Source organism: Priestia sp. FSL H7-0729 (assembly GCF_038005685.1).
Taxonomy (GTDB): Bacteria; Bacillota; Bacilli; order Paenibacillales; family Paenibacillaceae; genus Paenibacillus.
Genome location: NZ_JBBOTQ010000028.1, coordinates 1 through 24,048 on the forward strand (window position 1 = coordinate 1; position 24,048 = coordinate 24,048).

A 24,048-nucleotide genomic window follows, 5' to 3' on the forward strand; every position below is an offset into this window, starting at 1 on the left:
CCGCCGGCGTTGCCGGAGCTAACGGCGCTACTGCATGGCTTGCCGGCCACCGCAGGGTTGGATCTGATCCGCGAGCGTGTTGCCGCGCGGATGTGGCAGGCTGTCCAGAAGAAGACGGACAGCCCGGCAACCAAATGATACACCCATCAGAGCGGGGGAGATCTCAGATCACCTCTGCTTGTTTGTATTGCAGCATGTTGCATGATTCAATTCATTTTATTTGCGCGGGAATGTTGCTCTAAAAGTCCAAAAAACGATCATACAGGCTGTACAACCCGTATATGTTCATTCCGATCTCTTCTAAAGGAGGTCTTTACCGGTGGAGCTTCGCTCCCAATTAAGGTATACTGTCGCAGGGAACATTGCACGCAGACAACTAGACAACATTTATATTATTGCGATAGGAGTTTTTACATGAAATCAACTACAGGAAGACAGCGCCGCATGGTGGTTATGCTGTCCTCATTGATGATATGCGGAGCATTGCTTGCCGCGTGCCAGAATGGTTCAGGCACAGAGGAAAGTCAGAATCCGAATGGAACAGGTAACACACAACAGGAATCGGACGGAACAACCGTACATTTTACGGAGGATAAGGGAACGGATGGTGACAATGCTGGCGGGGATAACACATCATCTTCTGGCACCAGTGGTGAAGGCACGGATAGCGAGTCAGGGAATGCTTCGGCTGGCGAAGAGCAGGGTTCTTCAGACGATGGTAGCGGAGCGACAGCGGAAGATCCATTGATGGAGAAACGCAGCATCAGCGCACTGCAAACAACGATCGACGCAGAAGCTGTGGTGACTAATGCCACATCTATGACGGTCATTGTGAACAAACAACGCAGTCTGCCTGAGGGGTATGAGCCGGATGATCTGGTGGAACCCAATGTACCGTTCTCCTTCGACGAACCTCACGAGAAGCGACATATGCGCAAAGAAGCCGCCGAGGCACTGGAGAAGTTGTTTGCAGGTGCTAAGGCGGACGGCATTGAGCTTCGTGCGGTGTCAGGCTATCGTTCATATCAGCGTCAGGTATCGATCTACAACAACAATGTCAAAACCAAAGGTCAGGAATACACGGATCGTGTAAGCTCTGTTCCAGGCCGAAGCGAACATCAGACGGGTCTTGCCATTGATGTATCCAGTCCGAGTGTGGGCAATGTGCTGGAAGAGGTATTCGGCACATCGAAGGAAGGCCAGTGGCTCGCTGAACACGCTGCAGAATATGGATACGTCATCCGTTATTTGCAAGGTGAAGAAGATATAACCGGTTACGTCTATGAGCCTTGGCATATTCGGTATATCGGTACCGATTTGGCACCAGATGTGGCGAAAAGTGGGTTAACCCTGGAAGAATACTTCGATGAGGCGAATATCAAGTTGTAATCTGGATGATTCATCTTTAATTAAAAAAACGTTAATTTTTCTGAAATCCCCGAATAAACCGCTCTTGATCTAACCAATGAGCAGCCATTCAGGGGATTTTTTCTGTGTAAAAAATGATGTTGGCTGCCACCTTGTCATGAAGCAGGGCACCGCGTGCTGAAGCTGCACTAAAATAGAATTAAACTTCATTCCATTGTCTGAGATGACGGTGGACTGATATAATTCATGTTTAATCAGATGAGATAAATACAACCAAAGCGAGGGACGAGAGAAATGAGTAGACAGCAGGTATTTACCGGTTCCCCATGGGAACCGTTGGTGGGATATTGCCGTGCCATCCGTGTAGGGAATCGAATCGAAGTGGCGGGTACAACCGCGATGCAAGATGGTGTAGTCGTTGGGGCAGGCGATCCGTATGCACAGACGAGGTTCGTTTTGCAGACGATCGAGAATGCACTGAAAGAGTTGGGCGCTGACATGTCGCATGTGGTGAGAACCCGAATGTTTGTGACCGATATCTCCAGGTGGGAGGAAGTTGGCAAGGCTCACGGTGAATTTTTTGGACAGATTCAGCCTGTAGCCACCATGGTTGAAGTTAGCGCACTCATTGATCCCTTGTTGATGGTTGAGATCGAAGTGGAAGCAATTGTTGAAGAGGAAGTCCAAGGTGGTTGATCTGGCGATCTCGCTTATCGTGCAGATTTTCTAAGGAACTCAGGACGTCTTATTTGGACCTCAAGTCCTCTTCTGAAAATGTAAGGAACATCAGGCACGTTATTTTCCGAATTACCCTGACAAAAACGCTGTAAACAGCTTTTTGTTCACACATAGCGTGGCTGAGATTCCTTAGGTTTTTACAGGCACTTCAAATCCATGAATAAGACGTCTCAGATTCGTTAGCGCTAATTCTGATTGCTCTTACATTCCGTATGCAACGCATGTCTTATTCAGGCGCATGTCTTATACAGCGTACGTTGCAAGTGCCTGCTCCGGACAAGCTCAGGTGTACTTTGCCTTGAAACAAGTTTGAAGGCAAGCTCCAAAAACTCAAACCCAAAAACCCAAAAAAATAACCTTACCCATGCCTGTCCGAAGACAAGCGGATAAGGTTATTTTGAATTGACTTCGCCGCTTGGCCGCACGGCTGAGCTCCTGATGCGCCACACTCATAACCCCGCGCTAAGCGATGCACACGGTCGTCTGCAACAACATATAACATGTGTTTCAGCCAGACGTTTTTCCAATCGTATTATTTCGCTTCCAGTTGTGCTGCTGGTGTTTCAACAACCACTTTCCATGCCGTTCCGATTGGAGGAAGGCTGCGTGTCAGCATAGGGCTGTAGTACCCAATCACTTTAGTTCCTTTCGTCAGTTCTTCGGCCTTTACCGTTTCGCCTTCGTGGTTCACGAGCAGCGTATCTTTAGCGATATTCAGCACGACATGGTCAGGACCCGTTTCTGTTAACCGTGTACCTGTGATCTCAATCTGTGAGATGCCGCCTTCAGCTGTTATTACATTTTCAATCGTACCGGCTGTACCCAGTACCTCTTTAGGTTGTGTCTCAGATGCTGTAGCCGCATCCAGTACAGTGACTTTATAAGTGGGCGTTTGTGGTGGCAGACTGCGGGTAGTGATCAGGGAATGCTCAGCTTCCACGTTCATGCCGATGGCCAGATCAGTCAGTGCAATCTCTTTCCCTTCAACGGAGATGAATTTCGTCTCATCGCTCAGGTTGAGTACGATACCATCCAACCCTGCACCGCCAATCTGGATGGACTTATATTTATCTTGGTTCGAGATTCTGGTAATTACACCACGTTCGGTAACCGTCTTCACGTCCTCTTCACTAGAGATCGTCACCTGATTTCCTGATGTGTTCACTTGTCCATGCAGTACCTTTTCGGCAAAAGAAGCTGGTACATACAATGTGCCGCCTGTGATTTCGGGCGCTGTACCCAGCTTGAGCAGCATTTTATTTACGGAATATTGATCCTTGCCTGTGATTACCTGTGTCCAAAGAGTTCCACGAGTCAGCTCTGCAGTTTTAGTTTCTTTATTCCATTCCAGTTCAATACCCAGTGCTTCGGTAAGATCACGCAGCGGGATCATGGCTACTTTGCCATCCTTGTTCCAGTAACCCTCGGAGATGGATGCACCATTCACGGATACGTTTACTACACTCGCTGCATTACTATCTGCTGAAACGGATGTTTGATGGACTGGTTGTGTGTTGTCCAGTGTTGCTGCATAAGCGGCTCCACCACCCAATGCCATGGATAGGGCCATCAGTGCACTTACTTTTTTCATGTTGTTGTTCATCAATATTCATCCCTTCTAATCTGTGTACTGACGCGGTAAAATCTTCCTTAGGGCCGCGCTTCAAGTTAATAGACGGGACATATCGTCTCAGTGTTGCAGTTGGCATGCAATGAATGTAAGCGGTAGGTTAGTTAAGATTTGAAATATCGCTTGTATAGCAGGTTACCCGCAGCAGAATCAGGTTAATTTCAGGTAAGTGGCCAAGTCTTTCCCCTATTTCACATTCAAGTACGAGGAGGAACCGATTAGATGAGTGATATGTTGGTAGCGCTCTATCGTTTACCGGAGCAAGAGAGTGGACTGAGAAAGCTGGAGGAATCCTCCATTGTGATTCGAAGAGCCATTGCCCCAGAGAAACAGCTTGTACTGGATTGGGTGAGGTCACATTTTAGTCAGGCTTGGGTGGATGAATGTGAGGTCGCTTTTGCGCGTCAGCCGGTGTCCTGTTATATTGCCGTTGAGCATGGAAAAATGATCGGATTTGCCTGTTACGAAGCGACTTGTCGCAACTTCTTCGGCCCGACAGGCGTGAGCCAGGATGCACGGTGCAAAGGTGTAGGCACAGCCCTGTTACTGGCCTGTATGCATGTGATGAAGGCGGACGGTTACGGTTATGCCATTATCGGATCAGCAGGACCTGTGGATTTCTATGCACGAACATTGGGTGCCGTGAAGATTGAAAATTCAACGCCGGGTATTTACGAAGGCATGCTGCGGGCAGACTAGACGATAGTGATGTTGCGGAAGTTGTGGAAAAGGAAGGGAGGACGATGATGAGCACGAAACAAATGCTGCACATTGGAATGATCGGTACAGGATCCATCTCGGATCTTCATATGAGGTGTTATGCCAAAAACGAGGATGCAGTCATCTATGCCATCTGCGATCTGAACGAGGAGCGGGCTAAAGCTGCAGCGCAGAAGTATGATGCCCAATCCGTGTACACCGATTATCGGGAGATGCTGGAGGACCCGCATGTGGATGCTGTCAGTATCTGTACCTGGAACAATACACACGCGGAATTCGCCATTGCTGCACTGGAGGCAGGCAAGCATGTGTTACTGGAGAAACCGGTGGCAACCAATGTGGAAGATGCGCTGCGGATTGAAGAAGCGGTGAAGAAGAGCGGACGTACCTTTATCGTTGGATTTGTGCGGCGTTATGATAACAATATGCAGATGATGCGCAGATTCATTGATGCCGGGGAATTCGGTGAACTGTATTATGCCAAAGCTTCCATTCTGCGTCGTCACGGTAATCCAGGCGGTTGGTTCGCTGACAAAAGCCGTTCCGGCGGAGGTCCCCTGATTGATCTGGGCGTACATATCATTGACCAGTGTTGGTATTTGATGGGCAAGCCCAAGCCTGTTTCCGTCAGTGGTAATACGTATCGGAAGCTGGGCAATCGTGCCCATATCGAACATCTTTCTTTTTACAAAGCAGCCGACTACAGCGCCGCTGTGAATGACGTGGAAGATATGGCGAATGCACTCATTCGGTTTGAAAACGGGGCTTCGCTGGTGGTGGATGTGAGCTTTACCCTGCATGCACGCGGAGATGAATCATCTGTGAAATTATACGGTGAGCGTGGTGGGTTCGAACTGGAGCCGGAGACACTGATCGTCACGGAGAAAAATAATACCATCCTGAATATTGAACCTCAGACGGACAATACGGGTCTCCATATTCATAGCGCATTCCAGAACCAGATCGACCACTTTGTGGATTGTTGCCTGAACGGTACAGAACCGATCAGTCCAATTGCGGATGGGGTGGCTTCCACACGTATGCTGTGCGGAATCTATGAATCCGCCGAGAAAGGGCAGGAGATTCGACTGGACTGAGCGCGTTTCACATTGCTATCGTCCTTCATAATAACAAAAGCATGCGTCATCCGCGTGATCTGCGGCTACGCATGCTTTTTCGCATGAGATCATTTATTAAGTGGTGAATTCTCATACCCCGGGTCATCGTAATCCGTATCCTGCAGCCTTGGAAGCACGTTCATGCTCTCAATCGCCTGCAGGGTATCCGGGGTGCCATGGTCGTAGAGAAAAGTATACAGCAAGGTCATACCATCCGAAAATTGCTCTGTCGCCGCATCATGATCTGCCGATTTGTAGGGCACCGGGGCCCGTTGCAAAGTATAGGCATCGTCATCCTCCAGCACCTTCATCAGGTCTTTTAATCGGCCCAACTGTTCGTCATCCACCAACACCTCAAAGGGTGTAGATTCGTTCTTGGTTCGTTCAATCAGGTTATGAGTTACCGATACATACAGATGTTGTTTGCCGTCCTGCATAATCCAACCCCCCATTCTGAAATGGAAAAAAGACGCTTCTACTGTTAATAAACAGCAAAAAGCGCCCTGAAACGAGCTACGATGCTCGTGTTAGTTTATTTCCCAAATCTCCCCGTTACGGGCACCTGGCGGGTACCGGCCTCCATTGATCCTGAACACAGGGGACAGGCGGGTGGACCGGATGATGCTTTCTTGTTTGTTTTTGCAGAAGGCACAGCCGGCTTCTGTCTTAGCCAAGCCTTACAGGTGGATGAACTGCATTTCCAGACCGCAACGGTCTCCGTACGCTCAGCATTACTAGAACCTGAAGTGTGCGAATGTGAACGGGAGGAACTCGCAGCTGTCGGACTTATCCCTGTGGTGCTGAATGCCTTATGGTTGCGAATTTCCCCACTACCACGCCGTTCACCGAGGCGATCCTCGTCCCGTTCATTGTGGACCTCGTAGTCACGACGGTCGCTGTGATTAATTGCACGGCGTTGTGCCATATCCCGCCCTTCGGAACGGGTACCCGAGCCGGACGAGCGGGCATACTGTCCATTACCTTTACCATATGAAGTCTGACTGCTCGTCCGGCTCTCCTCACGAGGTTTACGTTTGTCCGGAACTTCCATACCGAAGGCTTCAAGCAGGAAACGGGACACATCCGCTGGCTTTCCGTGATGGCTCGCCGGTGAGGTGACATACAAATACTGCTTGGCCCGTGTGATGGCAACGTAGGCGAGCCTGCGTTCTTCCTCCAGCGCCATGTCCAGCTCCGCGTCTGTCTGCTGCACAGCAAGCGCAGCTTTCTGATCTTCGGGGATATCCTGGCGAAGTGCTGTACTGTGAGGCACAATGCCTTCACTGGCTCCAATCCAATACACACAAGGGAACTCCAGTCCTTTGGCCCGGTGGATGGTCATCAGCTGTACCGCGTCACTGTCCTGTGCACGGCGCAGAGATTCCATCTCACGGTGCCTGCGAGAGAGTTCATCCGCGAATTGAATGAAATCTTCTACGGTTTCGAATTTTTTGACGGCAGCTTCGAATTCATCCAGGGTTTCCAGCATCGTTTCCTTATAATGGGTGAAGATGCTGGGATCACCACTTTCCATATACTTGTCGTAGAACTGCCTGCGCATTTCCTGAATGGCGATGATTGGCTTTAGTTTGTGCAATGATTTGATTAGCTTGATGCGTTCCTTGACCTGTTCCTGCTGGAACGGTTTCAGCTTGTCCCATTTCACCAGATGAATGAGCGGATATTTCTTCGCCTGTTGTTGTTCGCAGCGCTGAATCCACTCCAATCCGGCATCTCTTGACACATAGAGCGGTCCCAGTGCACTGGGGAGAGCATCCATGGCGCGTGGATCAAGAGACAGACGCAGGTGATCCATCAGGGGTCTGATGAGAGACTGGTCATAGAACACCGGGGAAGCACCATGCTGTACAAAAGGCACATCTTTCAACACAAGCTGCTCGAATACAGCCCGGCTGCTGCTTGCTGTCCGGTGAAGAATGGCAATATCCCGATAGGTGTGCTGCCCTTCTTCAACCTGCTGGCACAGCTGGTTCACAACCCATGCCGCTTCTTCCTCCGCATTGGAAGGGGTAGCAAAGCGTGGCGCATCTCCACGGTTTCCGGCGGCACGCAACCGTTTGTCACGTCTGCGTTTATTGCGGGCGACCAATTCACTTCCAAGTCCCAGAATGCGTGCATCACTGCGATAATTGATATCCAGCGTCACAATGCGTGCACCGGGGTATACTTTATCGAATTCCAAAATCGATTCCTGGCGTGCGCCATTAAAGGTATAGATCGTCTGGTCATCGTCTCCGACAACCATCAGGTTGCGGTGGGCGGAAGCCAGTTTTTGCACAATCTCATATTGCAGATGGTTGGTATCCTGGAACTCATCCACCATAATGTACTGAAAACGCTTCTGAAGCGGCCCCAAGACAGCGGGGTCACGAAGCAGCGCGGCTGCCCGTAGTAAAATATCATCAAAGTCCATTTTGCCGCGATCCTGCTTCCAGGCTTCGTAACCAAGCAGAACACGCTTGGCATCGCGTTCTTCCTGCGATTTTTCAGGCAGATCAGTTGTTTCTGATCCTTGCATCTTCCATGCAGAGAGCATGGCCAGCAGACTTTCCGGCTGGAAGGCTTCACTCATGCCATTTTGGCGAAGAAGCATCTTCAGTACCGTATGTTGGGCTCGCGACTCGCCAAAAATCTCTTCCTGCACACCGTAATGACGCAGCAATGTCAGGGCAAAAGAGTGGAAGGTGCGAGCCTGAACGGCTCTTGCAGCTGCCGGGCGTATTCCTGGCAATGCGGCGATGCGGTCCTTCATCTCGGTGGCGGCCTTGTTGGTGAATGTCACCAACAGGATACTGCCAGCATGTACGCCACTGACCTCTATGAGGTAGCCGGCTCTTGCAGCCAGCACTGTTGTTTTGCCACAACCGGCTCCTGCGAGCGTCAGAATAGGTCCTCTGCCGTGACGAACTGCCGAGATTTGTGGTGCATTTAGCTTAATGCCAGCCTCTTCCAGAGAACGAAAGTAAAAGGCATCTTGTTGATCATTGCCCACGAGTTGCCGACTGGTCTCCAGCGGAGCAGACGGGGACTGGGGCAGGGACGCCGCCGGGGTGACCCCGAGCGGACGGGGGTAGAACGTTGAGTTCGGACTTAACATGTTTCATCCACCTCTGTATGCATTCAGGGATAGGACTATCCCAGCTAAAAGTAAACCATTTGCCCTTTTCACAATCGCATTGTAAATTGGTATGATAGAGTTAGTTGCCTAATCAGGCGGTTAAGTAGGGCCAAAGCTTCATTATACCCGAACGTATGGTCTTGACGAAAGCCCCCGATTTCATCCAGCATCGGTATTAAACGGGCACCTGCACGAGATTACGCAACTTTTTGGCATGATATCGTATAAGTTATATGCCTGAGCATTTTTCATGAAAGATGTAATATGCTAATTTACCACAAGTATGTGTTCATAAAGTCTGGTTTTCAGTACCGAATCAAAAGCGGACTTTTTGAATTACCTCTAAAATTAGAAATGATAATATGGATTTTGACGGGACAGAGGAGGAATGGTCATGAAACTGCTTCAACGTATCAAAGACGGAGCGAACAAAGCAACAGAGCGTGCCCAGCACGCCGTTGAGATTGGGAAATTGAACAACCAGATTGTGGGCTTGCAACAGGAACAGGAAGTCCATTTTACAGATATGGGTCGCATCTTCTATGAGGGTTATCGGGCACAGGATATGACACGTGCGGAAAAAGAAATGGTGGATCTGTCGCAGCTGTGCGACGAATTGCAGGATGAGATTGATGGTCTGCGCAACAAAATTGCACAGCTCAAGAACGAACGGTTGTGCGAGTGTGGACACCTCGCTTCCCTGGATGCCAACTTTTGCCCTAAATGTGGACGCAAGTTGGGTGAATTCAAGACACCAGCACCTACAGCAGGTGTTACTGGAGTCGTGGGAGCCACCACAGCTGCTAGACAGGAGGCGGCCGTAGCTCAGACTCAGACCCCTAGTCCAGAGCCAGACTTCTACGATGCGCCACCTGAATTGGAACTGGAGGAAGATGAGCCGTATCACACGGTCATTCCGTCCATCGCCGATCTGGAGACGGAATCGGAATATAACAGTACCGAGTTTACCCAGGAAGAGAAGGAAGCGTTCGATGCGGAGTGGGAACGTCGCAGAGATGAAGAGATGCAACGGGAACGTGAACGGCAGCAGGAGCTGGACGAACGCATCCGCTACTGGAAAGAAAATAACCCGGTCGTGAACACGGTGGACGTACAGACCGAAGTGTCACGCGAAATGGTGAATTGTCAGATTTGTGCAGCCGAGCTGCCCAAAGGTTCGAAATGGTGCCCGCGCTGCGGTGCTGAACAGATCTGATCCGATGCAGTAGAAGCTCTGCCGCATCAGTGTGAGGCAGTGCGGGTTGCTGACAGCATGGGGGGACGGGAATATGGACCAACTGCTGCATCATTTGCGTCATCTTGGGTTTACCGAGATGGAATCTAAAATTATGGTGGAACTCGCCCGCCAGGGATCAGCCTCAGGATATGAGGTTGCGAAGCGTCTGGGCGTGTCCCGTTCCAATGTATATGCGACCCTGCAAAGGCTGGAACAGCGAGGTTTTTTGCGGTGTAGTCCGGGAGAGCCCGCGAAGTACAGTGTGCTGAAGCCTGAGGAGATGACACGTATGATCTCCGATCAAATGCGTACCTCGCTGGATTATGTCCAAAGCAGCATGCCCAAGAGCGAACCGGAGAAACCTGTCTTCTATAACATCGAAGGTGACAAAAACGTGTTTGAGAATCTGAGCCGTGAATTGGCTGAGGCTCAACATGAGATTGTCGTAGATGTTTGGCGCGAAGAGGCAGAGTTACTGCGTCATGACTTACAGCAGGCTGAGGCTCGCGGTGTGCGGCTGTTATGGTCGTGTGATGGTGGCGAGGGCATGCTTGATCAGCCGGTTCCTTTGCCGGGATTGCCTTTGTATGGCACAGGTAATGGTCGGAAATTCTCTCTTGTGGTGGATCGGCGCTGGTGCATGTTAGGCATGCGCGGTGAGTCATGTGCTACACAGGCAGTGGTGACGGAGCATCCGGTGATGACCGGATTGCTGCTGAATCATTTTGCTCAAGAACTGGTGTTGTATGAACTGGAACAGGATATGGGTGAGGAACTGGAGTCCCGCTATGGACATCGGTACGAAAATCTCTCTGCACGTTACTGGTCTTCTCCTTCAGGAGAGGATGACAAGAACTAGGCAGATCGGCAACGAATCCACTTCTGATGGAGTGAATACACCAGCACATGATATCTTTCTTTGATGAAACGAATATGTGTGTACATAAAGCAGGCGCTGCCCCAAGGCAGACGCCTGTTTGTATTGAGTTGAGATATGACAGTGATGTTCGTCACAGCATCTGTTTCCAGTCAAGTCGATAGTAAGGGTATGAAGTTATGCTATTTTTGAGAAAATGAAGCTATGAACATTCGATTGAACTGGATCGGGTTGAACTGGAATGGACATCATCAATCTTTGGGCACGTGATACAGAGCTTCCAGCACGTCCATATAATAAGCTGTGCCATGGGGCACAAATTCCGTTGCCCTAATCTCGCGAACGATACGTTCCGGCTCATCAGCTACATGATCGCTGCTTGACGGGTGTGTCTGAACTCCGGTAGCTTGAATGACGTCGATCTCATTACGAAACAAAGCGAGTAGATCATCCAGCGGCACTTCATACAGGCTATCCACCTCGCTGGGTTGCAGAACGTAGGCTTCGAGCGGCTGGTTCAGGCATAATCCATAGACAGCACTGAACTCCCGGTCTACGAATGGAACACCACGGACCTCTCCTTGAAGCTGTTGTGTAGCTGTGAGTAGATAGGATAGTGCATCGAAAGATACATGTACACCCAATTCTTCCTCCAGCTCACGACTCGCGTCTTGCAGTTGTTCACCTGCGGTGAGATGACCTGCTGCTGTAATGTCGTAACATCCGGGGAAGGTATCCTTAATATCACGCCGCCGCTGAAAAAGAACCTGTCGCTGCTCGCCTTCGTCACGCACGATCCAGCAGTGGAATGAACGGTGCCAGTATCCTTTGGCATGGACCTCACTGCGTAGCGCTGTACCGATCCAATTTTGATTATCGTCATAAATGTCGAAACGTTCTGGGGTCATGAAACGTATCTCCTTATATAGCAGTTTTTAAAGTTCAAAATTTCACAAAGTATGTATTAAACGAAAGGGGAACGATCGTATGGAATGCATTGTACACTTTCAGGTGATTTATCCGCAACCTCAGGAGCGTAAAAGTCTTAGAGGACTTATATTTGTAGGGCAAGGTCAGGAACCCGCTAACAGTCAGTTAACCACCATGTTTAAGGATATGGGATTCAACGTACGTTTGGAAGATGAGGCCCAGTTGTTGTTTAAGCCATTGGATGCCTCGGCTAATTTTGAATATATTCGTGTAACGGAGCTTGATACCGGGGAAGAAGTCTACAAAGAAGATAAGGATCTGAAGTCGATCCTGGAGCATTTGCTGCCACGCCGTTTCTAGTTCATGAGCATGGATGCGAGTGACATTCATGGGGGAGCACATGTAATATATGTATGTTAGGCTAAAAAAAAGGCCCCACCTTTGCGGTGGAACCTTCATACCTTTATCTGCACAACTAATTGTTAATGAAGCACATATAGCTAGCTTTTCATACATAAACTCTAGCAAGTCAGAAGTTGTCCCCTGCATCGGAACTTATATCAACAATTCAACTAGGTTAGTCTCTAACCATTGATCGTCGTTAAGCCGTTGCGCCGCTTCCTTCTGCTTCAAGCTCTGAAGTACAGTGGGAGCAGCGGGTAGCCGCAGCTGGAATTTCAGATAGGCAATACTTGCAAGCCTTGGTCGTTTTTTTCGGCTCGGGCTTTTTGTGTTCTTTGCTTTTGAGATAGTTGATGCCTTTCACAAGCATGAAGATACAGAATGCAACGATCAGAAAATCAATCATGACGTTGATGAACTGACCATAAGCAATCACCGTAGCCCCAGCTTCGTTGGCTTGAGCGAGAGTGGTGATGTCTTGTCCGTTTGCTGTTTTGATATCCCCATCCAGGTTGATGATTTTCTGACTGAAGTCGATTCCACCCAGCAGTTTTCCAACCGGAGGCATGATGATATCATTCACAAGGGATGTGACGATTTTACCAAAAGCAGCCCCAATAATGACACCGACCGCCAGATCGATGACGTTGCCGCGAACGGCAAATTCCTTGAATTCTTTAAGTACACCTTTCATGTCTGCATATCTCCTTTGATCATTTCAATTCATAATGTAGGCCGCGTTTCCATCCATTCTCCGTTCGGATCCGCGCTTCCGTTCTCATATTGTACATAAAAAACAGATTCCTATCACCCCCTGTTTGCAAATTAAAACAAGTTTCCGCAACTTCCATGAAAATACTTCTTTATTTCACGCCGCCGATTCGGTATACTTCTAACATTGTCAGTTATGTTTAACCTTTTACATTCAGGTTCGCGATCATACATTGTAACGAATCATGGAGCCAAAAAATTAAATATGCCGTTACTCGTATATGTGCAGGAATAGGCCTGCATGTCTCTACCCGATCACCGGAATGATCGGACTACGGGAAAGATGCTGCAATGTTTTGTATGGTTGGAATGAGATTATTCTCAGACAGTTGGACTGAAGAGCAGGTTCAGGTAGCTTTATATCTGTTCCTGGATAGACTGTATGGAGTTTGACGTCTCAGGAGTGAACTTCTGCTCTAATGTCCTTCCAGTACACTTGCAGCATCCATACGGCTTGTCCATATACGTACAAGTCCGTCTTTTCCCGTCTCCGGTTATTCCGTAGCGTGTGAAAAGGCGGGCTTTTTGCTTTTTACCATGAGATCGAAGTGGCATGTGGGTTTCTGTGCGGAGGGCATTCAGGGGGAAGAATTGCAATGCAATTGTTAAAAGACAAGGTAAGACAGGAAGGTATTGTCCTGTCCGAGCAGGTACTCAAAGTGGATTCATTCCTGAACCACCAGATGGACCCGGTTCTGATGAAGGAAGTGGGCAAGGAATTCATTCGCCGCTTTGAAGGCGAGAATATCACACGTGTGCTAACGATTGAATCGTCAGGGATTGCGCCAGGCATCATGACTGCGTTGGAGCTGAACGTACCACTTATTTTTGCACGGAAGCAGAAGTCGCTCACACTGACCGAAGACATCCTGGTGGAGAAGGTCTACTCCTTCACGAAGCAAGAAACGAATGAAATTACCGTTGCCAAGAAATTCATGAAGCCTGGGGATCGCGTATTGATCATTGATGATTTTCTGGCAAACGGTGAAGCGGCATTTGGTTTGGCTCGCATTGTGGAGCAGGTTGGGGCAGAAGTGGTTGGCATCGGTATCGTTATTGAGAAAGCATTCCAGCCGGGAGGTCGCTTGCTGAAAGAAGCGGGATACCGTGTAGAATCGCTGGTTCGCATTGGGGCACTGTCGGATGGACAGGTTACATTTGCGGATGAGGAGGGCAAGAACTAATATGGCACGCGAACGTATTTTTCAGCGGCATCGTCATCCAATCAAAACGTTCTCACTCGGACTTCAACATGTGCTTGCCATGTATGCAGGAGCTGTTATCGTTCCACTGATCGTGAGTAAAGCCTTAGGCTTTACTCAGGAACAATTAACCTATCTCATTGCCATTGACCTGCTCGCCTGTGGTGTGGCTACACTGCTTCAGGTATGGGGAAATAAATATTTTGGCGTAGGTCTGCCTGTTATGCTCGGTTGTGCATTCCAGGCCGTGTCTCCGATGATTCTCATTGGGATGAATAGTGGGGTATCTGCCATCTACGGGGCCATTATTGCTTCGGGATTGTTTGTATTGATCTTCTCTGGTCTCTTTGGGAAGCTGATCAGGCTTTTCCCTCCTGTCGTGACAGGTTCGGTTGTGACCATAATTGGTCTGACGCTGATCCCGGTTGCCTTCCATGATCTGGGTGGCGGTCAGGGCCAACCGGACTTTGGTAGTGGAACGAATCTGTTGCTTGGATTCGGTGTACTGTTATTTATCATCCTGATGACACGTTTCACAACTGGGTTCATCCGTTCCATCTCGGTACTGATTGGTCTGCTCGTTGGAACAGTGGCGGCAGGATTTATGGGCGAGGTTAATTTTGCCCCTATTCGCGATGCGAGTTGGTTCCATGTTGTTCAGCCGTTTTATTTTGGCAGACCGACATTTGAGATTGTACCGATTCTCACAATGATTCTGGTGGCGATTGTCAGCGTGGCTGAATCCACAGGTGTATTTATGGCTTTGGGCAAAATTTTGGACAAGGACCTGTCCTCCAAGGATCTGGCCCGTGGTTATCGTGCGGAAGGTCTGGCTATTGTGTTGGGTGGTATTTTTAACTCGTTCCCGTATACAACGTATTCGCAAAATGTAGGTCTGGTACAGATGACACGTGTGAAGACACGTGATGTCATTGTTGTGGCTGGTGGAATTCTGGTGGTCATCGGATTTGTGCCGAAGATTGCTGCGCTTGCACAGCTCGTTCCGGGGGCAGTTCTTGGTGGAGCCATGGTAGCCTTGTTCGGCATGGTGGTATCATCCGGTATTCGGATTATCGGTAGTCAGGTCGATCTAAACCGTCATGAGAATTTGTTTGTCATTGCTTGTTCTGTAGGTATGGGGTTGGGAGTTACCGTTGTGCCTGAGTTGTTTGCTGGTGCACCGGACTGGGCTCAGATTATGCTCGGTAACGGTATCATAGCAGGCAGCTTCACGGCGATCTTCATGAACCTGCTGTTCAATGGTCTGGGCACCAAGGAAACAGCTGCCAAGATGGCTGAACAACAGGCAGATGCCATTCTTGGAGAGACGGGCAAGTCGGCTTAATAGCCGACCTAGACCTATAATCCAGCATGATAGTTATGTTAACTGTTCCTGAATACACCCTTCATAAGATGAACATTTAAGCAGGTTGATACATCGTGATTTACAGCATGAATGGTTTATGACATCTATCATTTATGTTGTGAATGTTCAATCACATGAACGAGCCACCTTTACATGCGAAACAGCGAAGAACAGTTAAAGCTTTGAATATAATTTTAAAAAATTAAAAGACGATCCACACCCTGTTTGAAAGGGGATGGATCGTCTTTTCTTATAAGTCATGTTTTCCTAAAGTTACAGATGACGCATCTGCTTCTCTGCAAAATCGCCAACCCATGGCAGCTTCAGCCATTTCCCCTGGAGGCTGGTGACGACCATGATGAGCCAGACCACCACACCGAGAAGGGATAACAATGATGCTACCAGTGGGCCAAACAAAGGAAGAAAAGCCGACAGTACACGCCCAACCATAATGATGCCAAAGACTATTACGGATTGCAGCGCATGAAATAGCACAAACCGACTCCGCTTCTCGACCGCGAGAAAGACAATGCCACCTACAAAGGTAAATAGATAACACAGCATACCGGCAATATTTTCATCCAGACCGCTAGACGATTTCATGGGGGACATCCGGTCCAGCCTCCTTTAACCTTTTTTATTAGGCTATGAAGGAGGTGGACAGAACTGAACCTGTGAATTTATCTGACTAACAAAACAAACGATATTATCTTCCGCCTTCGATCTGTCTGCGAGGGTTTGTGATCTTGCCCATTTTATCAGTATCGTTTTCTTTGGAAACCAATCGTTCATCGGTACGTCCTTCATGGTGATTATCAAAAGCATACTCCGTCAGCTTCCATTCTGACTTGCCCAGAACGGGATCTGCCGGAAAGTGTTGTCCACGGTGCAAATGTTCCTCACGTCCGGCTTCGTTGATATATACTCCGTCTACTTCCACCTTTTCATGCGAAAGGGGCAACATATCCTGTTCTTTGCGTTCCATGAAACGGCGCCTCCTTTGGATACCAGTAATTTAACTGTATGGGTTGTCCGTGATAATATCCCCCGAATAGTTCAGTGTTATGCTGGATATATTAATTCCGTATAGAATGGTGGCATTCATAACATATGATTCGGAATTAAACTTTTTGGGCAAGAAAACCGTTATATTTATTAGAGGAAATCGTCAAGTCGTAAGATACTTCCGAATATGCTACAATAAGATTATGATTCATTCCGAATCATATCGGGTATTTATAGTGTCAGGTACTTGCTTTCTAGCGAGGTTCCCGACCTAAAGCTTGCTTTAAGCCGCGCACACAACTTCATGGATGGCATTTAAGACTTATTCGGCATTCTCTAAACGGAGCATTCACTTTCAACGTTTTGGGAGGGAATTACAATGGCAACGAAAGGTCACAATGAGGTCAAAGAAAGTTTGAGGGAAATGACTCGGATTTTCCGTCCTAAAGATCCAAAAAAATTCGTGAAGGAGTACGTGAGAAAATACCGGATTACGGGTGGATACGAGGAAGAATTGACTTCTGTGGTTGAGCATGAGCTTGTCAAGATGGATTCTTCCGTGTCCTGAAACAACACACAACTCTGATTATACTGTTCCGATAATGAATAGAACCGTCTCCCGGGCAATAAGCTCCGGCAGGCGGTTTTTTTTGCGTTCCTGCTGCATATATATGGGAGTACACCTACAGCGGGAAGGATGAATGCATGTGGACCCTATACTGAAAACCAAAGAAGAGATTGGCTACATGCGGGAAGCAGGACGAATTCTGTGGAGCTGTCACCAGCATATTGAGCAGTGGATGGTCCCTGGTATCACGACAGCAGAGATCAACGAGCGGGTGGAAGAGTTTCTCGCAGAACATGGGGCCACTCCGGAGCAAAAAGGATACAAAGGATATCCTTACGCGACTTGTGCCTCTGTCAATGAAGTGGTCTGCCACGGATTTCCGGGTGATGAGGTGCTAGCCAGTGGGGATGTGGTGACCATCGATATGGTGGTAAACAAAGACGGCTGGCTTGCTGACTCGGCCTGGACATATGGCATTGGTGAACCAAGCAGATCCACTCGCAAGCTGATGAGACGCACGGAGAAGGCGCTTGAGCGGGCGATTGCCCAGGCAGTTCCAGGCAACACGCTCGGAGATATTGGAAGTGCCATTGAACGAACAGCCAGACTCTATCGGTACGGCATTGTTAAACCTCTCATCGGTCATGGCATTGGCCAATATATTCATGAACCGCCCAATGTGCTGCCTTACGGCAAGCGCAGAACGGGCACAATGCTCACCGAGGGCATGGTTATTACGATTGAACCGATCTTTACAAAAGGTAGTTCCGGGGCCGTTGTGTGGGATGAGGATGGATGGACGGTGAGAACGGTAGATGGTAGCTGGGGGGTGCAGTATGAGCATACAATTGCGATTACCGGGAATGGCCCCTTAATTCTGACCAATGGCACATGATAAGAATTCAGTGAAAATCGGGACTTGATTGGACCTTTCTGAGGATGCTCCATGCTGTTTTGAACTTGAATGTAGCGGTATGGAGCGATAGGTATGTTTTCTGAATGGATATGGAAGAGGCTTTCCATAAAATCGAATCTTTCTTTTGCATAATATCGCATGTTTTGAATGTGAGATAAATCACCAATAAATCGAGTTTCATCACCGAAATTTGGCAAAAATTTTCAAATGTAGAGTGTAATACTTTTAACTGAAATCGTTTGCAAATCAAGTTGTAGAGCGGTTTTTTACATAAAGTGAACAATTTGTGAACATGTGTCCAAAGATTGACAAAATCATACCCTCAACTTATATTTAATAAGTGATTGAAGCATATAGAATGAATTGGAAGAATGCGCAGACATGCCCTGAGCAGGAAATCACGGGAGTACTGGAAGCGTTATTTTTGTAAGCGTTCTGTATGATGAAGAGGATTATGCGTATCGTGCTGAAACGTACCTTTGGTTGCCTTTCTACTGAACGACAACGGTAATCTACGAAAACGTAAAAAAGTGGGGTAGATCAATGATGAAACAGTGGCAGGTTGCAAAGCGAATTCTCCCCTTGCTGGCGGTGTTCTCTTTGCTGCTATCCGCATGCGGGCGGGAAGACTTGTCGGTAATGAAACCTCAGGGTCCTGTGGCGCAAGGCCAATATGATCTGATGAAGTTATCCATCGCGATTATGATCGTGGTGCTCATCATTGTATTCGCCATAGCGGCCTATGTTCTGATCCGGTTTCGTAGACGAGCCGGGCAGACTGAGATGCCCGAACAGGTTGAAGGTAATTTCAAGCTGGAAGTAATATGGACAGCCATTCCGTTATTGCTGGTTATTGTGCTGGCAGTACCAACGGTCCAAACGATTTTTGCCCAAGGCGAAGATCTGTCCAATGACAAAAATGCACTTAAGGTCCAAGTCACCTCGCATCAGTACTGGTGGGAATTCACTTATCCTCAATATGACGTAACCACCGCTCAAGATCTCATCATCCCGACCGGAACAAAAATCGCATTCGAACTAAAAACCGCTGACGTGCTTCACTCCTTCTGGGTGCCGTCACTTGCGGGCAAAATGGACACAAACCCGGATGGAACACTTAACAAGTTCAGTTTCTCTGCACCGAATGAAGGCGTTTACCGCGGTAAATGTGCCGAATTATGTGGCAGATCGCATGCCTTCATGGAGTTCAAGGTAAAAGCAGTGAGTCAGGAATCCTTTGACAGATGGGTGAATCAGATGAAAGCACCCGCAGTCCTTCCTGAAGATACTCAATTAGCCGAGAAATTCAAAACAAACTGCCTTTCTTGCCACGCTGTTGGCGATCAAGGTGGACCAGTAGCACCTAACTTGACGGGAATTGGCGGCAAGGAATCTGTCGCAGGCATTTTGCTGAATTCTCGTGAGGGACAGGAAGAAGGCAGTCCGGTACTGGATAACATGAAAGAATGGCTCCATGATCCACAATCCGTGAAGCCGGGCAATACCATGCCGAATCCCAAGGATCTTGGGTTGACGGATGAAGAAATCGACGGAATTGCCGAATATCTGGCCAACTACAAATTGGACTATGAATAGAACAGCAAGGACGAAGAAGGGGGTACACAACCTTGGCTCATGCGCATAGCGTCAAGAGGTATAGGGGCTTGATGGATTGGATCACCACCGTCGATCACAAAAAAATTGCCATTCTCTATTTGGTTGCGGGTGGATTTTTCTTTGGAATCGGCGGCATTGAAGCCATTTTGATTCGGATTCAACTGATGAAGCCTATGAATGATTTTGTATCGGCACAGGTCTTCAACGAATTAATTACGATGCATGGAACAACGATGATTTTCCTTGGTGTCATGCCACTTATTTTTGCCATTATGAATGCTGTCGTGCCTTTGCAGATCGGGGCACGTGACGTTGCTTTTCCTTTTCTGAACGCACTTGGTTTCTGGACGTTCCTTTTTGGGGGACTGCTACTGAACCTGAGCTGGGTTATGGGGGGAGCACCGGATGCGGGCTGGACCTCATATACGCCGCTTTCGGGCAGTGAGTATAGTGGAACGCATGGTGTAGATTTCTACACCATCGGCCTTCAGATCGCGGGTCTGGGAACACTCATCGGGGGCATTAACTTTCTCGCAACGATTATTACGATGCGTGCTCCAGGCATGTCCTACATGCGGATGCCGATGTTTACATGGACGACATTTATTACATCTGCCATTATCCTTTTTGCTTTTCCTGCCATCACGGTAGGGCTTGTACTTTTGACGTTTGATCGTATACTGGGAGCGAATTTCTTCGATGTCGCAGGTGGCGGTAACCCCGTACTCTGGCAGCACATCTTCTGGATCTTCGGGCACCCGGAAGTATACATTTTGATTTTGCCGGCATTTGGTATCATCTCGGAGGTTATTCCGACCTTCTCGCGTAAACGGTTGTTCGGATACAGCTCCATGGTATTTGCCACCATTCTGATAGCCTTCCTGGGCTTCATGGTATGGGCGCATCACATGTTCACAACAGGTCTTGGAAATGTAGCCAACGCGCTATTCTCCATCTCGACGATGTTGATTGCCGTACCTACCGGGATCAAAATCTTTAACTGGCTCTTTACGATGTGGGGTGGACAGATCCGTTTCACAGCGGCGAACCTGTTTGCTGTTGGATTCGTTCCAACCTTCGTTATGGGCGGTGTTACCGGTGTCATGCTGGCATCCGCTCCAGCGGATTTCCAGTTCCATGATACGTACTTTGTTGTAGCCCACTTTCACTACGTTATTGTAGGGGGATTGGTGCTCGGCTTGTTCTCGGGACTGCATTACTGGTGGCCGAAGATGTTCGGACGTATTCTGAGTGAAACACTTGGGAAATGGACATTCTGGACATTTATGATCGGTTTCCAATTAACGTTCTTTGTACAGCATTTCCTCGGTTTGATGGGAATGCAGCGCCGTATAGTTACATATTTGCCGAATCAGGACTTTGATCTGCTCAATCTGGTCAGCTCCGTAGGTGCATTTCTGATGGGTGTGGGGGTTATTCTATTCCTCGTTAACATCGTAATCACCATGAGAAAACCGGCTGGTGCGCCAAACGATCCGTGGGAAGACGGTCGTACTTTGGAATGGTCCATTCCTTCACCGCCACCGGAATACAATTTCAAGCAGACTCCGCTGGTACGTGGAATTGATGCGTATTGGAAGGAAAAGATGGCAGGACATACGGAGATGACTCCAGCAGAACCTGTGGGTTTGATACATATGCCGTCAGCAACGCCGTTGCCGTTTGTCATGTCCGTAGGGATCTTTATCGCCGGACTTGGCTTGATGTTCAGCAAGGATGAATTCGGAAATGCGTTTATGAATGCTATTTTCAACAATTATATTGTAGTTGTCATCGGTCTACTCATTACATTTGGATCAATGGCACTGCGTTCACTTTATGATGATCATGGCTGGCATATTGAACCGGAGGATCAGGATGAGAAGGGGGCTAGAACATGACAACCTCACATGCCGAACCGGTGAATGACAAATTGCCGCATGAACCGGAGAAAGCAACACTGGAAGGACGTAACAAGCTTATCGCCTTCTGGTTGTTCCTTGGCGGCGAGACGGTACTGTTCGGTACACTCTTTGCTACCTTCCTGGCTCTTCGTGGCCAAACGAATGATGGACCTACGGCGAATGAACTGTTCCACCTGCCACTCGTGGCCGCTGCGACGTTCATTCTCCTGGTCAGCAGTTTGACGAGTGTATTTGCCATTCAGGCCATGCATAAGGGCAAGCGAGATGCACTGGCATTGTGGCTTGGCATCACGGTGGTACTGGGTATGGGATTTCTCGCGCTGGAAATATACGAGTTCTATGAGTATGTGAAACATAAAGAGTTTGGCATGACTACAAGTGCCTTCAGTTCAGCATTCTATACACTGGTCGGGTTCCACGGAGCGCACGTTGCTTTCGGTATTGTGTGGATCGGAATCATTATTGGGCAGCTGTTCAAAAAAGGATTGACGGTCGTAACTGCACCTAAAGTATACGTCTCCGCAATGTACTGGCACTTTATTGACGTGGTCTGGGTGTTCATCTTTACGGTCGTGTACCTGCTCGGAAAGGTGGGGTAACACATGTCAGCTCAGGATAAGACAGATCAACAGCCTGTGAAACACCGTCACCGGACGGAAGGGCCACAGAAACACGTCGTGGTGTTTGTTTTCTCCATTATTCTCACGCTGATTGCGTTTGCGGCTGCTTCTGCCGGAGGGGTCAACACAACCTTTACGATTGTTATTTTGCTCGTGATGGCTATTCTTCAGGTATTCGTTCAGTTGGGTTACTGGATGCACATGAAGGACAAAGGGCATTTGATGCCAATCCTGTTCATGGCCTTTGGCTTTTTCGTAGCCTTTACGTGCATTATTATGGCACTTTATTGGGTCTGGTGGTAAAAGAGATGGCGGCGGCGCATTGTCGCCGTCTTTTCCCCTTTTTGGCGAAAGAATCTTCACAAAGAAATGAAGGCAACAACCAAATCAGGTCACGGGGAGGTTTCCCGTATGCTCGGGTTGCAATATTTTAGCTTCAACGACTTATGGAGTCCGCTTATATTGGCTTTATTTCTGATCATTGCTGCGGCGTATTTAGTGCTCGTGGGACCGTTAAGCGAGCAAATAAAGGATGCAGAACCTGCGACTGCCGGACAGAAAATCATGTTTATTACAGGGCTGTTTGTCCTGTATCTGGCTCAAGCTGGACCATTTAATCTGCTTGGTCACGTGATGTTTAGTTTTCACATGGTAAGCATGGCGTTCTCCTATCTGGTAGCGCCGCCGCTGATGATGAAAGGCTTGCCGATCTGGGTATGGCGCAGAATCGTACGCTGGCTGCCAACACGCCAGCTATCGTTCCTGGCTCATCCGATCGTTGCGGCAGTGATTTTTAACGGGCTGTTTTCGCTGTATCACCTACCGATTGTACATGATTACGTTATGTTGAATTTTACCGTTCACCGGTTGTATTATATTGCACTGTTTATCACCTCGATGCTCATGTGGTGGACATTGCTGAATCCGTTGCCAGAGGGCAGACAAGCTTCGGGGCTATCCAAGATCGGTTTTATTTTTCTGAATATGGTACTGCTCACGCCTGCGTGTGGATTGATTATTTTTGCGTCCGAGCCGTTGTATCAGACGTACAGCAACCCGGCAGTATGGGCTGAAGCAATGCGATATTGTGTGTCTGGAGATTCTTCGGCGTTACTTCGCTCATTCGGTGGGCCTGCGTTCTTCAACTTTCTGTCTTCCGCGAAGGAAGATCAGCAGGTCGGTGGCATTGTAATGAAGTTTATTCAGGAAGGGATCTTCGCCTCCATGTTAGCCTATGTCTTTTTCCAATGGTATCGGAAAGAGAAGCAGGAAGATGATGATGATTCATATCCTGCTGGGGGCGCAGAGGGGCCGCTCAATCCGGCTGCAAAGTAATTAAGTCAATGTTCTGACAAGAGGGGGAACACACGATGGATATGTATTTTTGGCTACCAACGATCAGTACTTCTTTCATTGTGATTAGTGCAGTATTGGTAGGGATCGGATGGGTACTGATTATTCAGGGCAAACGCGAGGCTCATCAGTCCGCCATGGTAGCAGGTGCGATCGCAGCTCTAATCTTCTTTGTAATCTATATGTCTCGTACAGTGTTCGTAGGTAATACGGCTTGGGGGGGGGACCCGGATCTGGAGATCTTTTATCGGATATTTCTGATCTTCCATATTATCCTCGCTACCGTGGCAGCAATATTTGGCATCTCCACACTGGTGCTAGGGTTCAAAAAGAAGTTCGGAACACATCGCCGCTGGGGCAAGTTCACGTCCATGATCTGGTTCGGGTCAGCGCTAACGGGTGTTGTCGTGTATGTTCTGTTGTATCTATTATATCCTGGTGGTCACACACGTCCGGTGTGGGAAGCTATCCTCGGCGTGTAAAAGTAGAGACACAACCTCAGGCTAATCGGGCGTGCATCCCTATCATATGCTGAAAATATGAAAA

General features: G+C 48.4%; 24 protein-coding genes and 1 riboswitch. Of the genes, 17 read left to right on the forward strand and 7 right to left on the reverse strand.

Features of this window, described 5'->3' with window-relative positions:
* Window positions 1–414 precede the first annotated feature (414 nt).
* Together MHH93_RS27955 and MHH93_RS27960 are read left to right on the forward strand one after the other, a co-directional pair.
* Window positions 415–1,389 (forward strand): M15 family metallopeptidase, encoded by a 975-nt coding sequence (locus tag MHH93_RS27955; RefSeq protein WP_500056729.1) that lies wholly within the window; start codon window positions 415–417, stop codon window positions 1,387–1,389.
* A gap of 273 nt (window positions 1,390–1,662) precedes the next feature.
* On the forward strand, window positions 1,663–2,064 hold the full coding sequence (locus MHH93_RS27960) for a RidA family protein (protein ID WP_500056731.1): 402 nt from the start codon (window positions 1,663–1,665) through the stop codon (window positions 2,062–2,064).
* Between the two features lie 574 nt (window positions 2,065–2,638).
* On the opposite strand, the gene MHH93_RS27965 is transcribed toward MHH93_RS27960, so the two are convergent.
* Window positions 2,639–3,709 carry a copper amine oxidase N-terminal domain-containing protein gene (locus tag MHH93_RS27965; protein WP_500056733.1) on the reverse strand — a complete coding sequence of 357 codons (1,071 nt, stop codon included), beginning with the start codon at window positions 3,707–3,709 and terminating at the stop codon, window positions 2,639–2,641.
* 249 nt (window positions 3,710–3,958) lie between these two features.
* Between MHH93_RS27965 and MHH93_RS27970 the strand changes: the two genes are divergently transcribed.
* Window positions 3,959–4,435: a GNAT family N-acetyltransferase gene (locus MHH93_RS27970; protein WP_500056735.1), complete on the forward strand. Its 477-nt coding sequence runs from the start codon at window positions 3,959–3,961 to the stop codon at window positions 4,433–4,435.
* Window positions 4,436–4,482: 47 nt separating this feature from the next.
* Window positions 4,483–5,553, forward strand: a complete 1,071-nt coding sequence (locus tag MHH93_RS27975) for a Gfo/Idh/MocA family protein (protein WP_500056770.1) — start codon at window positions 4,483–4,485, stop codon at window positions 5,551–5,553.
* Between the two features lie 89 nt (window positions 5,554–5,642).
* On the opposite strand, the gene MHH93_RS27980 is transcribed toward MHH93_RS27975, so the two are convergent.
* Both MHH93_RS27980 and MHH93_RS27985 read right to left on the reverse strand, forming a co-directional pair.
* Window positions 5,643–6,011 (reverse strand): hypothetical protein, encoded by a 369-nt coding sequence (locus MHH93_RS27980; protein ID WP_500056737.1) that lies wholly within the window; start codon window positions 6,009–6,011, stop codon window positions 5,643–5,645.
* Window positions 6,012–6,106: 95 nt separating this feature from the next.
* Complete coding sequence (locus MHH93_RS27985; RefSeq protein WP_500056739.1) at window positions 6,107–8,692, reverse strand: UvrD-helicase domain-containing protein; 2,586 nt, start codon at window positions 8,690–8,692, stop codon at window positions 6,107–6,109.
* 415 nt (window positions 8,693–9,107) lie between these two features.
* Here MHH93_RS27985 and MHH93_RS27990 point away from each other — a divergent pair, with 415 nt between their 5' ends.
* Both MHH93_RS27990 and MHH93_RS27995 read left to right on the forward strand, forming a co-directional pair.
* Window positions 9,108–9,929 (forward strand): zinc ribbon domain-containing protein, encoded by an 822-nt coding sequence (locus MHH93_RS27990; RefSeq protein WP_500056741.1) that lies wholly within the window; start codon window positions 9,108–9,110, stop codon window positions 9,927–9,929.
* Between the two features lie 73 nt (window positions 9,930–10,002).
* Entirely contained in the window at window positions 10,003–10,809 is an 807-nt protein-coding gene (locus MHH93_RS27995) for a TrmB family transcriptional regulator (protein WP_500056743.1), read from the forward strand.
* Between the two features lie 269 nt (window positions 10,810–11,078).
* Here the strand turns inward: MHH93_RS27995 and MHH93_RS28000 are convergent, their stop codons facing one another.
* The gene (locus tag MHH93_RS28000; protein WP_500056745.1) at window positions 11,079–11,735 is read right to left on the reverse strand and encodes an NUDIX hydrolase; all 657 of its coding nucleotides are present in this window, start codon (window positions 11,733–11,735) and stop codon (window positions 11,079–11,081) included.
* 79 nt (window positions 11,736–11,814) lie between these two features.
* Here MHH93_RS28000 and MHH93_RS28005 point away from each other — a divergent pair, with 79 nt between their 5' ends.
* Entirely contained in the window at window positions 11,815–12,117 is a 303-nt protein-coding gene (locus MHH93_RS28005) for a hypothetical protein (protein ID WP_169480745.1), read from the forward strand.
* A gap of 241 nt (window positions 12,118–12,358) precedes the next feature.
* Here the strand turns inward: MHH93_RS28005 and mscL are convergent, their stop codons facing one another.
* Entirely contained in the window at window positions 12,359–12,853 is a 495-nt protein-coding gene (gene mscL / locus MHH93_RS28010) for a large conductance mechanosensitive channel protein MscL (RefSeq protein WP_440391674.1), read from the reverse strand.
* Between the two features lie 272 nt (window positions 12,854–13,125).
* Window positions 13,126–13,225: riboswitch (purine riboswitch) on the forward strand.
* A gap of 301 nt (window positions 13,226–13,526) precedes the next feature.
* On the opposite strand from mscL, the gene MHH93_RS28015 reads away from it, so the two are divergent.
* Both MHH93_RS28015 and MHH93_RS28020 read left to right on the forward strand, forming a co-directional pair.
* Window positions 13,527–14,114: a xanthine phosphoribosyltransferase gene (locus MHH93_RS28015; RefSeq protein ID WP_440391673.1), complete on the forward strand. Its 588-nt coding sequence runs from the start codon at window positions 13,527–13,529 to the stop codon at window positions 14,112–14,114.
* 1 nt (window position 14,115) lies between these two features.
* The gene (locus MHH93_RS28020) at window positions 14,116–15,477 is read left to right on the forward strand and encodes a nucleobase:cation symporter-2 family protein (RefSeq protein ID WP_500056747.1); all 1,362 of its coding nucleotides are present in this window, start codon (window positions 14,116–14,118) and stop codon (window positions 15,475–15,477) included.
* Window positions 15,478–15,771: 294 nt separating this feature from the next.
* Here the strand turns inward: MHH93_RS28020 and MHH93_RS28025 are convergent, their stop codons facing one another.
* Both MHH93_RS28025 and MHH93_RS28030 read right to left on the reverse strand, forming a co-directional pair.
* Window positions 15,772–16,110 carry a DUF4870 domain-containing protein gene (locus MHH93_RS28025; RefSeq protein WP_500056749.1) on the reverse strand — a complete coding sequence of 113 codons (339 nt, stop codon included), beginning with the start codon at window positions 16,108–16,110 and terminating at the stop codon, window positions 15,772–15,774.
* 94 nt (window positions 16,111–16,204) lie between these two features.
* Window positions 16,205–16,483: a transposase gene (locus tag MHH93_RS28030; protein WP_500056751.1), complete on the reverse strand. Its 279-nt coding sequence runs from the start codon at window positions 16,481–16,483 to the stop codon at window positions 16,205–16,207.
* Window positions 16,484–16,882: 399 nt separating this feature from the next.
* Between MHH93_RS28030 and MHH93_RS28035 the strand changes: the two genes are divergently transcribed.
* The 8 genes from MHH93_RS28035 to MHH93_RS28070 all read left to right on the forward strand — a co-directional run bounded on the left by MHH93_RS28035 (window position 16,883) and on the right by MHH93_RS28070 (window position 23,984).
* On the forward strand, window positions 16,883–17,071 hold the full coding sequence (locus tag MHH93_RS28035) for a hypothetical protein (protein ID WP_017690840.1): 189 nt from the start codon (window positions 16,883–16,885) through the stop codon (window positions 17,069–17,071).
* Between the two features lie 133 nt (window positions 17,072–17,204).
* Window positions 17,205–17,966, forward strand: coding sequence for a type I methionyl aminopeptidase (map, locus tag MHH93_RS28040; protein ID WP_500056754.1), 762 nt, complete (start codon window positions 17,205–17,207; stop codon window positions 17,964–17,966).
* A 564-nt stretch (window positions 17,967–18,530) separates the two neighbouring features.
* Entirely contained in the window at window positions 18,531–19,583 is a 1,053-nt protein-coding gene (gene coxB / locus MHH93_RS28045) for a cytochrome c oxidase subunit II (protein WP_047840266.1), read from the forward strand.
* Window positions 19,584–19,654: 71 nt separating this feature from the next.
* Entirely contained in the window at window positions 19,655–21,505 is a 1,851-nt protein-coding gene (ctaD, locus tag MHH93_RS28050; protein WP_500056772.1) for a cytochrome c oxidase subunit I, read from the forward strand.
* Entirely contained in the window at window positions 21,502–22,128 is a 627-nt protein-coding gene (locus MHH93_RS28055; protein WP_047840264.1) for a cytochrome c oxidase subunit 3, read from the forward strand. The genes ctaD and MHH93_RS28055 overlap by 4 nt, the downstream gene beginning before the upstream one ends.
* A gap of 3 nt (window positions 22,129–22,131) precedes the next feature.
* Window positions 22,132–22,452, forward strand: coding sequence for a cytochrome C oxidase subunit IV family protein (locus tag MHH93_RS28060; protein WP_500056757.1), 321 nt, complete (start codon window positions 22,132–22,134; stop codon window positions 22,450–22,452).
* Window positions 22,453–22,560: 108 nt separating this feature from the next.
* Window positions 22,561–23,484, forward strand: coding sequence for a cytochrome c oxidase assembly factor CtaG (ctaG, locus tag MHH93_RS28065; protein ID WP_500056759.1), 924 nt, complete (start codon window positions 22,561–22,563; stop codon window positions 23,482–23,484).
* A gap of 35 nt (window positions 23,485–23,519) precedes the next feature.
* Window positions 23,520–23,984 (forward strand): DUF420 domain-containing protein, encoded by a 465-nt coding sequence (locus MHH93_RS28070; RefSeq protein WP_440391666.1) that lies wholly within the window; start codon window positions 23,520–23,522, stop codon window positions 23,982–23,984.
* Window positions 23,985–24,048: the final 64 nt, after the last annotated feature.